We start from the raw sequence: 14,155 nt of genomic DNA on the forward strand, positions 1-14,155 counted from the left end.
ATATTGCGGCAACATAAAGGGGTGCATTGACACGTGTCAAGAGTGCCACCAACTGCTAAGTTTCAGATCCTGATCGACCGCCGTCTACGGGGTTCCCGGCCTCGATCAGGCTTAATCGGGCGGCAAGTTTCCCGAAACTTTCGGAAGCTCGCCAGGGGGTAGCCGGCGGCCCGCAGCGCTTACAGACCGGGACCGCGGAACGCGGCCGCGATCACGGCCTCGGCCTGACCATCGCGCTGGGCCAGGCCCGGGTGATCGGCGCCGTTCTCGCCTTCTCCAACGCCGCGGACGGGGGCGCCGTGGCCGCACCCCGCCTTCCACCCGCGTCAACTACATACGGAACTTATATGAATCGATGATATAAATCCCTTATGGATCCGGACATGCCTTATATGGAGGAGCTGGAGCTCGCGGCCGGCCTGGCGCGCGTCAGGACGATGATGCGCCTGCTCGACGTGCCCAGGGACCTGTCGATCACCGCCCTGTCCACGCTGGCGAGCCTGGAACGCCTGGGCCCGCGCCGGATCACCGAGCTGGCCGCCCTCGAAGGCGTCACCCAGCCCGCCATGACCCAGCTCATCTCGCGCCTGGAGCGCGAAGACCTGGCCGAACGGCTGCCCGACCCGGCGGACCGCCGCGTGGTGGTGGTCGCCATCACCGAGCACGGGCAGGCGGAACTCGCCAGGCGCCGGGCCGCGCAGGCCAAGCGGCTGGCCGAGCTGCTCGCCGAGTTGCCGGAGGCCGACCGCGCCGCCATCGCCGCGGCGCTGCCCGCCCTCGACCGGCTGACGGCCCGCGCCCTGACCGCCATCGACCCGGCCGCCGTACCAGAAACCCCCACCCCCGACCTCCGGAGCAACTGAATGACAGTGGCCAAAGCGGGCGCGCCCAGCCCGTTCCGGCAGCCCAAAGCTGTCTGGGCGGTCGCGTTCGCGTGCGTGATCTCCTTCATGGGCATCGGGCTCGTCGACCCGATCCTGCCCGCCATCTCCTCCGACCTGCACGCCTCGCCGAGTCAGGTGACGCTGCTGTTCACCAGCTACCTGGTGGTGATGGCGGTCGCCATGCTGGTCACCGGCTGGGTCTCCAGCCGTATCGGCGCCAAGTGGACGCTGATCGCGGGTCTCGTGCTGATCGTCGTGTTCAGCGCCCTGGCCGGCTCCACCGACAGCATCGGCGGCATCATCGGCTTCCGCGCGGGCTGGGGCCTCGGCAACGCGCTCTTCGTCGCGACCTCCCTGGCCGTCATCGTGGCCGCCGCCAGCGGCGGCTTCACCGGCGCGATCATCCTGTACGAAGCCGCGCTCGGCCTCGGCATCGCGGTCGGCCCGCTGCTCGGCGGCGCGCTCGGCCACATCAGCTGGCGCGGCCCGTTCTACGGCGTCGCGGTGCTGATGACCCTCGCGCTGCTCGCCACCATCTCACTCGTACGCCCCCAGCCCAGGCCCGCCCGCAAGACCTCGCTCCTCGACCCGATCAGGGCCCTGCGCCACCGCGGCCTGCTGATCATGAGCTTGACCGCCCTGTGCTACAACTGGGGCTTCTTCACCGTCCTCGGCTACGCCCCCTTTCCGATGCGGCTGGACGCCATCCAGCTCGGCCTTGTCTTCACCGGCTGGGGCCTGATGGTGGCGATCTTCTCGGTGGCCGGCGCGCCCTGGTTGCAGCGCAGGCTCGGGCTGGCGCGTACGCTCTACGGCAACCTCGCGCTGTTCGCGATCAACGTCTTCGTCGTCGCGGCCTTCGTCGACAACCGGGCGGTCCTGGTCACCGCGGTGATCGTGGCAGGGGTGTTCATCGGCGTGAACAACACGCTGACCACCCAGGCCGTGATGATGGTCGCGCCGGTGGAGCGGCCGGTGGCCTCGGCGGCGTACGGGTTCGTGCGTTTCATCGGCGGCGGCCTGGCCCCGTTCGCGGCGGGCCAGCTGGCCGAGCACTTCAACGTACACGTGCCCTTCGTCATCGGCGCCTGCGCGATCCTGGTCGGGATCGCCATCCTCGCCACCGGTCACCGCGACCTGGCCCGCGCCGAGCGCAACCAGGCCGAGCTCGACGCGCACGCCCGCACGGGCGAGCCAGAGGCCGAGCTGACGGAGGCCGCCGAGGCCGGCGCGGGCACCCCCACCTGATCCTTGTCCGGTGGCTAGATCCCCAGTGCGTCCATGTCCACTCGCAGGTCGGCGCGTTCGCGGGTGGTGCGGATGCGGGCGGCGTTGGGCTCGTCGACCTCGGCGACCCAGCGGGCGGCCTGGTCGGGGGTCTTGCCGAACTGGATGTGCCGCTTGATGAGACGGTCCAGGCGGACGCGGTCGTCGAGGTCGGCGTACCAGACCTCGGTCATGGCCGCGTGTACCTGCGGCCATGGCTCGTCGGCGGCGAGGAGGTAGTTGCCCTCGCTGACGACGACCCGCGTGGCCGGCGGCACCGGGATGGCGCCGGCGATCGGCTGCTCGATCTCGCGGTCGAACGACGGGGCGTAGACGACGGTGGCGGTCTCGGCGCGGATGCGGCGCAGCAACGCCAGGTACCCGCGGGCGTCGAAGGTGTCCATGGCGCCCTTGCGGCCCCGCCGGCCGAGGCGTTCGAGCTCGACGTCGGCCAGGTGGAAGCCGTCCATCGGCACCCACACGGCCGGCAGCCCGGCCGAGGTGAGGCGGTCGACCAGCCAGCCGGCCAGCGTCGACTTGCCCGCGCCCGGGCATCCCGCGATGCCGATCACCACCCGCTCACCCCCGGCGGCCAGGCCGTGGACGCGCCGGAGCAACTCCGCACCGGTCACCGCGGTGTTCACGGCGTTCGTCTCATCCCGGATCGCGCACCTCCAGACAGGCACTGTACAGCGCCTCGACTCCGCGAAGATCTGCGGCCCCTTGACGAACAGCAGAGCCTGTCAGGCCGCTGAGCTGCGTATTTTGGGGGGATGAGGGCAGAAGAAACGGATATGACGGATGGAGCGTGGGGCTACCTCGACGACCCCCGGTATCTGCCGATCGGCGAGCACGGGTTGGTCGGCGATCTGCGCACGGTCGCGCTCGTGGGCACCAACGGCACGATCGACTGGTACTGCTGTCCGAGCTTCGACGCCCCCAGCGTGTTCGCCTCGATCCTGGACGCCGACCAGGGCGGGTCGTTCGAGTTGTGCGCCGACACACCGGCCAGGACCAAGCAGTTCTACTTCCCCGACACCAACGTGCTGATCACCCGCTTCTTCGCCATCGACGGGGTGGGCGAGATCCAGGACTTCATGCCGATCGCCGACGAGTCCAGCGAGGGTGACCGGCACCGGCTGATCCGCCGGGTCTTCTGCGTACGCGGCAAGCTGCCGTTCCGCGCCCGGGTGGCGCCCCGCTTCGACTACGCCAGGCAACCCCACACGGTCCTGCAGGACGGATCCCGTACGACCTTCACGTCGGAGTTCCTCTCCCTCGCCCTGTCGGCCAGCGTGCCCGTCGAGACCGACGGGCGGGACGCCTGGGCCCGGTTCGAGCTCCTGGAGGGCGAGCACGCGGTGTTCGCCCTCGACAAGATCGGCGACGGGGTCAGGCCGCGGGGCTGCCCGATCGAGGAGGCGGAGGAGGAGTTCGCCGCCACGGTGCGGTTCTGGCGGAACTGGCTGTCCGCCTCGCGCTACCGGGGCCGGTGGCGGGAGGTCGTCCACCGGTCGGCCCTCACGCTGAAGCTGCTCACGTACGCGCCGACCGGCGGGATCGTCGCCGCGCCCACGACCAGCCTGCCGGAGCAGTATCACGGCGCGCGTAACTGGGACTACCGCTACGTGTGGGTCCGCGACGCCGCGTTCTGCGTGTACGCGCTGCTCAGGCTGGGCTTCACCGAGGAGGCCGAGGCCTTCATGGGGTTCCTGTCCAAGCACGTCCAGCTCGGCGACGACGACCGTACCGGGCCTTTGCAGATCATGTACGGCATCGACGGCCGCCGCGACCTGCCGGAGTACGAGCTGACCCACCTGGAGGGCTACCGGCGATCCGCACCGGTACGCGTGGGCAACGCCGCCGCCGACCAGCTCCAGCTGGACATCTACGGCGCACTCATCGACTCCATCTACCTCTACAACAAATGGGGCAACCCGATCTCCAGCGACCGCTGGGACGAGGTGTGCACGCTGGTGAACTGGGTCTGCGACAACTGGGACCAGCCCGACGAGGGGATCTGGGAGACCCGCGGCGGACGCAAGAACTTCGTCTACTCGCGGCTGATGTGCTGGGTCGCCATCGAACGCGCCATGCGGGTGGCCACCCACCGTGGCCTGCCAGCCGACATCCCGCACTGGCGGCTGGCCCGCGACGCGATCTACCGCGACATCATGCGACGCGGCTGGTCGGCCAAGCTGCAGGCGTTCATCCAGCACTTCGACGCGGACGTCCTGGACTCCTCGATCCTGATGATGCCGCTGGCCAAGTTCGTCTCGCCCACCGACCCCAAGTGGTTGTCCACCCTCGACGCCCTCGGCCGCGGCCTGGTCTCCGACTCGCTGGTGTACCGCTACGACCCCGAAGCCAGCCCGGACGGCCTGGAGGGGCCGGAGGGCACGTTCTCGATCTGCTCGTTCTGGTACGTCGAGGCCCTCGCCCGCGCCGGCCGCCTCGACGAGGCCCGCCTGGCCTTCGAGAAGATGCTGACCTACGCCAACCATCTGGGCCTGTACGCGGAGGAGATCGGGCACACCGGCGAGCAACTGGGCAACTTCCCCCAGGCCATCACCCACCTGGCGCTCATCAGCGCGGCCTTCAACCTCGACCACGCCCTCGGCTAGGCCGTTCCCCACACGATCGACTCCAATGCGCGCTCCCACAGCGGTCCGCATCCGCCGCGATAAGAACCGATCAAGAATCACCGCAGGTCAGCGGTATTATGCAGACTTGCAGGGGCTGGCTCAACGCGTGGATGGATGTTGATATGGCCGCACCTGACACTACGGCGGGCGGCGCGGCAGAAGAGAATATTCCGGCGGTCGCCGTGATCGACGACGAGGGCACCGTGATCGGATGGACGCAAGCCGCGGAGGACCTTCTCGGATACCGTCCCGCCGAGGTGCTCAATCGGTCCGGGGCGGTGCTTCTCATGCCCGGCGACCGCGCGGCGCGGATCTCGGACTGGGCCGGCAGGTTCGGTGACCGGGAGCACTGGTCCGGCCTCGCCGAGACCCGCCACCGCGACGGCCACAGGGTCCTGGTGCGCGTCGAAGCCTCCCGGCTGCGCGTGCCGGAAGGAACCGACGCCTGGCTCCTGTCGGCGACGGCGGCGGCCGCGAAGGTCACCGAGCGAGCGGCGAGCTTGCTGGAGCCGTTCATCAACCGCTCCCCGCTGGCCATGGCCCTCTGGGACCGCGACCTCCGGTGCGTCTGGCTGAACGACGCGGCGCGGAGCCTGCAGCGGGTCTTCCCCCACTACCGGGTCGGCCGCTCACTGGCCGAGCCCCTGCCGGGGACCGACGTCGAGGCCGCGGCGGGAGCGATGCGGCGGGTGTTCACCGACGGCAACCCCATGATCGACCGTGAGGCCCGCTGGGTCTCGCCGGACGGGCTCGAGGAGCGCACCCTGTCGACCTCCCTCTTCCGCCTCGAAGGCGTGGACGGGCGGCCGCTCGGCGTGTGCTCGCAGGCCATCGACATGAGCCACAGCCGGGCGCGCGACCGCCTGGCGCTGCTCCGCGAGGCCAGCATCCGGATCGGCAGCACGCTCGACATCCAGAAGACCGCGCAGGAACTGGCGGACCTGGCCGTGCCGGTGCTGGCGGACTACGTCACGGTCGACCTCGCCGAGTCGGCCCTCCCGGACGTCGAACCCCTGCAACGACTGCCCGCCACGGACGTGAGCATCCCCGTGTTCCGCCGCCTGGGCGTGGCCTCGATCCACGAAGGAGTCCCCGAATCCCTCTGGGCGGTCGGGGAAGCGGTCTTCGTGCCTCCGTCGTCCCCCTTCACCGAGGTCCTGGCCTCGGGACGGCCCCACTACGAAGAGGTCCTGGACATCTCACCCGGCACCTGGCTCGACCAGGACCCGGCCAGGGCGGAGATCATTCACGGCACGAGAATGCACAGCCTGATCGTCGTTCCGCTGAAGGCTCGCGGCGAACTCCTGGGCGTCACCGTGTTCGTCCGCAACGACAACGCCGCGGCCTTCACCAAGGACGACCTGATGATCGCGGAAGAGCTCTGCGTCCGCGCCGCGCTGAGTCTCGACAACGCCCGCCGCTACACCCGCGAGCGCACGGCCGCCCTCGCGCTGCAGCGCCACCTCCTGCCGCGCAACCTGACCGGCGGCGGTGCCGTGGAGGTGGCCTCGCGTTACCTCCCCTCCGACATCCACGACGGCGTCGGAGGCGACTGGTTCGACGCGATCCCCCTGCGCGGCGACCGGATCGCCCTGGTGGTGGGCGACGTGACCGGGCACGGCATCAACGCCGCCGCGAGGATGGGACGCCTGCAGACCGCCGTGCGCACCCTGGCGTACATGGACCTGCCGCCCGCCGAACTGCTCACCCACCTCGACGCCCTGATCGCCAAACGCCAGGAAGAGGAGGAAACCGACGGCTACCCTCTCATCGCCATGGGGGCCACCTGCCTGTACGCGGTCTACGACCCGGCCACCCGGCGCTGCACCATGGCCGCGGCCGGGCACCCGCCACCCGCTCTCGTCGACCCCACCGGCGACGTCTCCTTCCCCGACCTGCCCAGCGGCACCCCGATCGGCCTGGGCATCGGCCCCTACGAGTCCCTCGAACTCGAACTCGCCGAGGGCACCCTGATCGCCCTCTACACCGACGGCCTGATCGAGACCCGCGAGGCCGACATCGACACGGGCATGGACCGCCTCCGCGCCGCCCTGGCCCGGGCCGTGCTCCCGCTGGAGAACCTCTGCACCCAGGTGATCGACACCATGGTGGGAGGCACCTCCTCCGAGGACGACGTCGCCCTCCTCGTCGCCCGCACCCTCGTGTCGGACCGCTGAGCCGGCGCGTTCACGGTCGGCCGGTCAGCGCCGGTCCGCGCAGAGCTGGGTGCGGAGGGTGCCGGAGGCCCAGCGCTCGAACTCCTCCGGCCGCCACCCCCGATCACGGACGAACAGCAGGTACAGCTCGGGACTCAGGACGGCGTACAGCAGGTCGGCCGCCCGCTCGGGGGACACGTCGAGGCGGGCGCCCGGCTTGCTCATCAAGCTCCTGGCAGCGGTGTCATGGACGACGTAGCGCGGGTCCTCCTGCTGGGGCCACAACTCGGCCAGGTCCGGATCCGACGCCACCGCGACTTCGAGCAGCCTGGTGATCGCCGCAACCCGTTCGAGTACGGCCCGCGTCCCCGCCACATGCGACCGCAGGTGCCGCTCGGCGGTTCCGGTGGCCAGTGCCTCCTTGAACCAGGCCCGCTCCATGGTCGCGATGGGCTGATCGTCACCCGCGATCGCGACGTCGACGAACTCCTTGAGCAGCGCGCGTTTGTTGCCGAACACGAAGTAGATGGTCTGCACCGCCACCTCGGCGCGATCGGCGACCTGCTGCAGCGTGGTCGCGCCGTACCCCTGCTCCATGAACAGTTCCCCGGCCGCCGACCGGATCCGCCGCCGGGTCTCCGCCGACTTCTGTGCCTTCTTGTTCGGCCTCTTGACGTCACTCACGAGCCTAGACACTAGTGGCTGACTCTAGAGATGCGGTGAGCCGGCCGTGAAGAGGGCGGGATTCCGGGCGACGAAGTCCGCGATGCTCGACGGTGGTCTTCCGAGGATCTTCTGGATGTCATAAGTAGCGCGGTCGTACCGGTTCAGCGCGTGCAGGCGCGCCATCTTGCCCAGATGCTCGACGACATGCTCGGGCAGGCCCAGTCCGCCCAGCTCGCGCCGGGCCCATTCGTCGTACGGCACATCCACGTAGACGATGTTCCGGCCCAGCGCGACGGAGAACTCGGCGGCGAGGACGCCGAGATCGCGGGCGGCGGCCCCCGTCAGCTCGTGGACGCGTCCGGCGTGGGACGCGGGATCCGTCAGGACGGCCGTGACCACGTCGGCGACGTCGCGGGCCGCGACCGGGGAGGTGCGGCCCGATCCGAAGGGCAGCCGGATCTCGTCGTCCTCGCGGATCGACTTCGCGGCGATGGTCTGGAACAGCGGGTTCTCCATGAAGACGGTTGGCCTGACGTGCGTGACCGGCAGCCCGGACCAGTTCAGGACCTGCTCCCCCAGCCAGTGCAGCCGCTGCTGCTCGGATTCGACGGTGCTCATCAGGTCCATCTGCGACACGGTCAGCTGCGACATGTTCACGAAGATCTCCAGCCGGCCGTGGGCCCGCGCGGCGGCCGCGGCGGCGGCGGTGGCCTCCAGGTACTGCTGCGACACGGTCATCGCGAAGTACATGCGCCGGCAACCGTCGAGGGCGCGCGCGACGTCCCCGGCACGGGTCAGATCGCCGGCGAACACCTCGGCGCCGGCCGCGCGGAGAGCGTCCGCCCGCGCGTCTCGCCTGCGGACGAAGGCCCGCACCGGCAGGCCCCGCGCCAGCAGGTTGCGCACGACCATCCCGCCGACGCCTCCGGTGGTGCCCGCGGCGCTGGTGACGAGTATCGGATGCTGATCGCCGGACATCATCTTCGCCTTCTGTCGTGAACACCGGTCGAACCGGTTCATGAGGTACGTCGCCGACAGCCCTGGCCCTAAACCAGGACCGGACGCGGCAAGAGCTCCTCAGGCCCTCGCCGCGCCCGGCCGTCTGTCCGCGATCCTCCTGAAAACCGGCCTCCTGGAAGCCGATCTTCTAGAAGCCCGCCGAGATTCGGGTGAAGTCCCAGTTCGCCTGGCTGACGCCGCTGCAGGTCTCGGTGAGGCCGCCGGAGCAGGGCCGGTCACGGTTGACCGACCAGAACGCGAAGCGGTTCAGCCCGCGTGCCTTGGCCCAGTCGCGGATCTGCGTCCAGGCGCCGGTCGTGGTGACCTCCGACTGGTCGGACATGCCGTTCATACCGGAGATGCCCATGTGGGCGTAGGCCTGGGCGTCGGTCCAGCCCCAGGCGCTCTTGAGCGCGTTCTTCAGCCCTTCCGAGGCGTTGACGGTGCTCTGGTAGATGTTCGAGGAGCCGAAGTTGAACGGCATGATCGTGTAGCTGTCGATCGGCACGTTCAGCGCCCTGGACTGGTTGATCAGCCGGACACCGGCCGCGCTCGGCCCGCTCTGCTCGGTGCCGAAGGTGACGGCGACCTTGACGTTGGGGTTGTTCTGCTTGACGATCTTGAGGCCGTTCAGGATGCGGTCCTGAACGGTGTAGTTCTCGAACTCGTCGCTGTTCTCGATGTCGAAATCGACGACGGCCGGGCCGTGCGCGTCGATGACCTGCTGTACGGCGGCCGCGTAGGCGGCGGGGCTGGAGCAGTTGGGGCCGAGCTTGTTGCCCGACCAGCCGCCGAAGGAGATCTGCACGCTGCCGCCCGCGGCCTTGATCGCGTTGATCGTCTGCTGGTCCACACCTCCGGCGAGCGCCCGGGAGCCGTCCCAGCGCGGCACGCAGCCGCCGCCGGACAGGATGAACGCCATGGTGAACGAACGCACCCCGGTCTGGCTCATTACCGACGTGGCGCTGGGCGGGCTGGCCCAGCCGAGGTAGAGGTAGGGCGCGGCGGCCATCTTGCCCGGGTTGGGCGGCGGGGTGGTGCCGCCGGGCAGCGTCCAGCGCTGGTTGGCGCCGGCGAAGCAGTCCCAGATCTGCAGCGGGGTGCCGTCGGCGGAGCTGTTGCCGGTGGCGTCCAGGCACTTGCCCAGGGCCCGCAGGGTGCCGTCACCGCCGGCCGTCCAGACCTGGGCGGCCGAGCCGTTGCAGTCCCAGAGCTGCACCTTCGTGCCGTTCGTACTGCTGGCGGAGGCGACGTCCAGGCATTTGCCGAGGGCGCGCAGGGTGCCGTCGCCGCCGGTGGTCCACTGCTGGGCGGTCGTGCCGTTGCAGGTGTAGAGCTGGATCGGGGTGCCGTTGGCGGTGCCGGCGGCGGCGACGTCCACACACTTGCCGCCGTACCCGGTGATCTGGCCGGTGGCGGCCTGGGCCGGGGCGGCGAGGGCCATGAGGCCGAGGATGGTCAGCACGCTCAGGAGCAGCCGTGCCGAGGGGCGCTGGGGGGTCATGAGATGTCTCTTTCTCTCTGCGCCGCGATGCGCGGCCTCCTGGGGCGGGAGGCCGCGGCCAGGCGAAGTACGCGCTGAGGACACTTACTTCGCCACGTAAATTAACTCGGATCCAAACAGTGGTCGAGAGAGTTGTCAATAGGAAAGTTTCCGAACAGAAGACCTTGACGGGTCCGGGCGGGGGCTTTAGGTTCGCCATCACCGCAGTCGTTCAGGTGTCTGCATGCCGTACACATATGTGGACGAAGGGACTCCCCCGTGCGCAGCCGAACCCTCCTCTCCCTGTCCGCGCTGATCACCCTGCTCGTCACCGGGCACAGCGCGCAGGCCGCCCCCGCCACCTTCACCCACCCCGGCGTGCTGGTCAGCCGGCCGCAACTGGACTTCGTCCGGGCCAAGGTCCAGGAGAACGCGGCACCGTGGAAGGCCGCCTACGACCGGATGAACGCCAGCCCGTACGCCTCCCTTACCAGAACCCCCCGCCCCCGCGCGATCGTCGAGTGCGGCTCCTACTCCAACCCGAACAACGGCTGCACCGACGAGCGCGAGGACGCCCTCGCCGCGTACACGCTCGCCTTGCGCTGGTACATCTCCCGCGACAGCAGGTACGCCGACAAGGCGATCTCGATCATGGACGCGTGGTCCGCCACGATCAAGGACCACACCAACAGCAACGCGCCCCTGCAGACCGGCTGGGCCGGCTCGACCTGGCCGCGCGCCGCCGAGATCATCCGCTACACCTACACCGGCTGGCCCAACGCCGGCCGCTTCGCCACCATGCTGCGCGACGTCTACCTGCCCGAGGTCGCCGGCGGGTCCAACAGCAACGGCAACTGGGAGCTGACCATGACGGAGGCGGCTCTGGGCATCGCCGTCTACCTGGAGGACCGCGCCGCCTACGACCGGGCCGTGGCCAAGTTCCGCGCCCGCCTGCCTGCCTACGTGTACGTGTCCGGCGACGGGGCACTGCCGAAACCGCCACCGGGAGGCGGCATCGACACCAGGGACGAGATCATCGGCTTCTGGCACGGCCAGAGCACCTTCGTCGACGGCCTCACCCAGGAGACCTGCCGCGACTTCACGCACACCGGCTACGGGTTGTCCTCCATCTCGCACATCGCGGAGACCAGCCGGATCCAGGGCCAGGACCTCTACCCCGAGGTGTCGGAACGGCTCAGGCACGCGCTCGGCTTCCACGCCAAGTACCAGCTCGGGACGGCCGTGCCGAGCTGGCTGTGCGGCGGCAGCCTGACCCTCGGCCTGGGCCCGGTCACCGAGGTCGGCTTCAACGGCCTGCACACCAGGCTGGGCATCGCGATGACCAACACCCAGACGCTGACGGAGCAGCAGCGGCCCGCGGGCAGCAACAACCTGTTCGTCGCCTGGGAGACCCTCACCCACGCGAACAACCCGAACTGATGGCCTGCTGACCGGCGGCACGGGCACGCCCGGGCGCCTCGTCCCGCGAGGCGCGGGCGCTCAGCAGCCGAGCGGCTTCGTTAGCGCTATCATCCCCCGCCGTCAGCGACGGCTCGTGCGGTGCGCGGAGTTCTCCGAGGCGGGGTCCGGGACGGTGCCGGACCGGGAGGCGGCGAGGCTGCCGAGCAGGCGCAGCGCCTCCTCCGACGGGCTGCCCGCCTGGGGCAGCAGGGTGATGAGCTGCAGCCCGGGCGAGCTGTTCACCGAGAAGATCTCGACGGTCATGGTGAGGTCGCCGACGGCCGGGTGGCGCATGCGCTTCTTCTCATGTGTCTTGCTGGAGACGTCGTGGCGGGCCCACAACCGGCGGAAGTCCGGGCTCTTGACCGACAGTTCGCCGACGAGTTCCGTCAGGCGGGGATCGTCGAGGTCGGCTCCGGCGGTCGCGCGCAGGTGGGCGACCTTGGAGCGGGCGGACTGCTCCCAGTCGGGATAGAACTCGCGCGCCGCCGGATCGAGGAAGATCATCCGGAGCAGGTTGTCGCGGTGCTGGAGGCTGTCGTACAGGGCGTCGGCGATGGAGTTGACGGCCAGCACGTTCATCAGCCGGTCGCACACCAGGGCGGGAGTGTCGGGCCAGCTGTCGATCAGCCGGCGCAGGTCCTGGCTGATCAGCTCGCGCCGGGCGACCGCCCGGCGTTGGCACAACTTCGGGTGGGCCAGCTTGTACATGTGCGCGGTGGCCTCGGGGCTGAGGTCGAGGACCTGGGCGAGCGATTCCAGCACGCGCTCGGACGGGTGGCGCTCCCTGCCCTGTTCCAGGCGGATGTAGTAGTCGGTGCTGACATGGGCCAGCATGGCCACTTCCTCGCGGCGCAGGCCTGGGGTGCGGCGGTGGCCGACATCGAGGAGTCCGGCCTGCGCGGGTGTGGTGGCCTCACGCCGAGCCCGGAGGAACTCCCCCAGCAGCTTATTCTGGTCCATTTGTACACATTATGTCCGTTTTATGCCGCCAGGGTGGGCGTGTCACTACCAGGCAACTTCCCAGGTCAGCGTACGGGTGAGCGAGCTTCCTAGGAGTTTTACGACCACCTTGCCAAACGTTTTCCGACCTACGGTGAGTAATTGGACAGTCGGTTTCCCCGCGACCACGTTGCCACCGGCTGGAAAGGAATCCATCACCCTTGATCCGTTACCCCCGATCCCTCCGTGGGCGTTCCACCATGGCCGCGTCGCTGCTGTCACTGACCATCCTGACCGCGCTCAGCGCCACCGCCTGCCTGGCCATCCGCTACACCCTGGGCGAGCACGTCTACGACCAGGCCGAACACGTGGCCGGCCAGTGGACCACCGCCGCCCGCATCATCTCGCCCAACGCGCTGCCCGATCCCCTGCCCGTCTCCGGCGACGTCGGCCTGGTCCAGATCGTCGACTCCCGGGGCGCCGTCCTGGCGGCCAGCCCGGCCGCCCACGGCCGGCCCGCGCTCACCCAGGTCCGCCCCACTCCCGCCGACCCGGTGAACCGCCTGTCCGACGGCCGGCACATGATCGTCGCCATCCGCACCAGCCCCGCCACCGCCGCCCCGGTCGTGCTGGCCGGCCTGAGCATCCCTGCCCTGCTCCGCGCGCACCTGCTCGAATTCCTGCTGGCCGCCCTGGCGCTCGCCCTGGCCGCCTGCGCCGGCGCCATCACCTGGATCGCCGTCGGCCGCGCCCTGCGCCCCGTCCAGGCGATCCGCACCCACATGGCGCAGATCACCCTGAACGACCTCAGCCGCCGCATGCCCATCCCACCCGGCCACGACGAGATCACCGAACTCGCGCGTACCGCCAACCACACCCTCGCCCGCCTGGACGAAGCCGTCGCCCAGCAACGCCGCTTCGCCGGCACCACCTCTCACGAACTGCGCAACCCCATCGCGGGCCTGCGCGCCCAGCTGGAGGACGCCCTGGAACATCCCGAGGACACCGACATCCGCCACGCCCTGCGAGCCGCCCTGACGACCACCGACCGCCTCGACGCCATCATCACCGACCTGCTCGCCCAGGCCCGTCTCCACGACAACCCCACGACCAGCTCTGACGAACTCATCAACCTCACCGAACTGGTCGCCCAGGAGATCAGCCAAGCGAACCTCACTCACACCCGCACCAAGGGCGCCCACCACGGGCCGGTCCGGCTCCACAGGCACGGCGACGTGTGGGTCTGCGGATCGCGCATCCAGCTCATCCGCGCCCTGGCCAACCTGGTCAGCAACGCCCGCCGCCACGCCACCACCGCCGTCGACATCACCCTCACCTCTGTCGACGGCCAAGCCGTGATCGCCGTCACCGACGACGGCCCCGGCATCCCACCCGCCGACCGTCAGCGCGTCTTCGAACGCTTCACCCGCCTCGACGACGGCCGCCGCCTCGACACCGGCGGCAGCGGCCTCGGCCTGGCCATCACCCGCGACATCGCCCACCACCACCGCGGCACCCTCATCCTCGAAGACTCACCCCGGGGCGCCTGCTTCGTCCTGCGCATCCCGCAACTCGACCCCCACCACGACGCAGCGGACCACGCCGCAGAGCCGAACTGCCTACCAGGACGGTGACTCGGCGTGAGTCGCGACG

11 protein-coding genes are annotated in these 14,155 nt (G+C 69.8%); 6 read left to right on the plus strand and 5 right to left on the minus strand.

The genetic code is table 11. The features are described from left to right. The first annotated feature begins 383 nt into the window (after window positions 1-383). Together ACFLIM_RS07485 and ACFLIM_RS07490 are read left to right on the plus strand one after the other, a co-directional pair. A complete protein-coding gene (locus ACFLIM_RS07485) occupies window positions 384-863 on the plus strand; it encodes a MarR family winged helix-turn-helix transcriptional regulator (RefSeq protein ID WP_393163347.1) in 480 nt (159 codons plus the stop codon). Next, window positions 864-2,132: an MFS transporter gene (locus ACFLIM_RS07490; protein ID WP_393163349.1), complete on the plus strand. Its 1,269-nt coding sequence runs from the start codon at window positions 864-866 to the stop codon at window positions 2,130-2,132. It abuts the gene before it with no gap. A 14-nt stretch (window positions 2,133-2,146) separates the two neighbouring features. Here the strand turns inward: ACFLIM_RS07490 and ACFLIM_RS07495 are convergent, their stop codons facing one another. Continuing rightward, window positions 2,147-2,794, minus strand: a complete 648-nt coding sequence (locus ACFLIM_RS07495; protein ID WP_393163351.1) for a nucleoside/nucleotide kinase family protein — start codon at window positions 2,792-2,794, stop codon at window positions 2,147-2,149. Between the two features lie 150 nt (window positions 2,795-2,944). Between ACFLIM_RS07495 and ACFLIM_RS07500 the strand changes: the two genes are divergently transcribed. Both ACFLIM_RS07500 and ACFLIM_RS07505 read left to right on the plus strand, forming a co-directional pair. Further along, window positions 2,945-4,774 (plus strand): glycoside hydrolase family 15 protein, encoded by a 1,830-nt coding sequence (locus ACFLIM_RS07500; RefSeq protein WP_393163353.1) that lies wholly within the window; start codon window positions 2,945-2,947, stop codon window positions 4,772-4,774. A 143-nt stretch (window positions 4,775-4,917) separates the two neighbouring features. Next, window positions 4,918-6,972, plus strand: a complete 2,055-nt coding sequence (locus ACFLIM_RS07505; protein ID WP_393163354.1) for a SpoIIE family protein phosphatase — start codon at window positions 4,918-4,920, stop codon at window positions 6,970-6,972. Window positions 6,973-6,996: 24 nt separating this feature from the next. Here ACFLIM_RS07505 and ACFLIM_RS07510 read toward each other — a convergent pair whose 3' ends face one another. The 3 genes from ACFLIM_RS07510 to ACFLIM_RS07520 form a co-directional block, all read right to left on the minus strand. Continuing rightward, on the minus strand, window positions 6,997-7,635 hold the full coding sequence (locus tag ACFLIM_RS07510; RefSeq protein WP_393163355.1) for a TetR/AcrR family transcriptional regulator: 639 nt from the start codon (window positions 7,633-7,635) through the stop codon (window positions 6,997-6,999). A gap of 24 nt (window positions 7,636-7,659) precedes the next feature. Continuing rightward, window positions 7,660-8,598 (minus strand): NAD(P)H-binding protein, encoded by a 939-nt coding sequence (locus tag ACFLIM_RS07515; RefSeq protein WP_393163357.1) that lies wholly within the window; start codon window positions 8,596-8,598, stop codon window positions 7,660-7,662. Window positions 8,599-8,764: 166 nt separating this feature from the next. Beyond that, window positions 8,765-10,120, minus strand: coding sequence for a ricin-type beta-trefoil lectin domain protein (locus tag ACFLIM_RS07520; RefSeq protein ID WP_393163359.1), 1,356 nt, complete (start codon window positions 10,118-10,120; stop codon window positions 8,765-8,767). 258 nt (window positions 10,121-10,378) lie between these two features. Here ACFLIM_RS07520 and ACFLIM_RS07525 point away from each other — a divergent pair, with 258 nt between their 5' ends. Beyond that, on the plus strand, window positions 10,379-11,539 hold the full coding sequence (locus tag ACFLIM_RS07525) for an alginate lyase family protein (RefSeq protein WP_393163361.1): 1,161 nt from the start codon (window positions 10,379-10,381) through the stop codon (window positions 11,537-11,539). A gap of 102 nt (window positions 11,540-11,641) precedes the next feature. Here ACFLIM_RS07525 and ACFLIM_RS07530 read toward each other — a convergent pair whose 3' ends face one another. Further along, on the minus strand, window positions 11,642-12,523 hold the full coding sequence (locus ACFLIM_RS07530; protein WP_393163363.1) for a helix-turn-helix transcriptional regulator: 882 nt from the start codon (window positions 12,521-12,523) through the stop codon (window positions 11,642-11,644). Window positions 12,524-12,762: 239 nt separating this feature from the next. Between ACFLIM_RS07530 and ACFLIM_RS07535 the strand changes: the two genes are divergently transcribed. After that, window positions 12,763-14,136, plus strand: coding sequence for a sensor histidine kinase (locus ACFLIM_RS07535; RefSeq protein ID WP_393163365.1), 1,374 nt, complete (start codon window positions 12,763-12,765; stop codon window positions 14,134-14,136). The last annotated feature ends 19 nt before the right edge of the window (window positions 14,137-14,155 follow it).

Source organism: Nonomuraea marmarensis, from assembly GCF_043197025.1.
Taxonomy (GTDB): Bacteria; Actinomycetota; Actinomycetes; order Streptosporangiales; family Streptosporangiaceae; genus Nonomuraea; species Nonomuraea marmarensis.

What these genes read in the sequence shown, in the direction of transcription:
- ACFLIM_RS07515 (WP_393163357.1), bottom strand. Translation starts at nt 8,598, where the DNA reads ATGATGTCCGGCGATCAGCATCCGATACTCGTCACCAGCGCCGCGGGC.
- ACFLIM_RS07520 (WP_393163359.1), bottom strand. Translation starts at nt 10,120, where the DNA reads ATGACCCCCCAGCGCCCCTCGGCACGGCTGCTCCTGAGCGTGCTGACC.
- ACFLIM_RS07485 (WP_393163347.1), top strand. Translation starts at nt 384, where the DNA reads ATGCCTTATATGGAGGAGCTGGAGCTCGCGGCCGGCCTGGCGCGCGTC.
- ACFLIM_RS07500 (WP_393163353.1), top strand. Translation starts at nt 2,945, where the DNA reads ATGACGGATGGAGCGTGGGGCTACCTCGACGACCCCCGGTATCTGCCG.
- ACFLIM_RS07535 (WP_393163365.1), top strand. Translation starts at nt 12,763, where the DNA reads ATGGCCGCGTCGCTGCTGTCACTGACCATCCTGACCGCGCTCAGCGCC.
- ACFLIM_RS07490 (WP_393163349.1), top strand. Translation starts at nt 864, where the DNA reads ATGACAGTGGCCAAAGCGGGCGCGCCCAGCCCGTTCCGGCAGCCCAAA.
- ACFLIM_RS07530 (WP_393163363.1), bottom strand. Translation starts at nt 12,523, where the DNA reads ATGGACCAGAATAAGCTGCTGGGGGAGTTCCTCCGGGCTCGGCGTGAG.
- ACFLIM_RS07505 (WP_393163354.1), top strand. Translation starts at nt 4,918, where the DNA reads ATGGCCGCACCTGACACTACGGCGGGCGGCGCGGCAGAAGAGAATATT.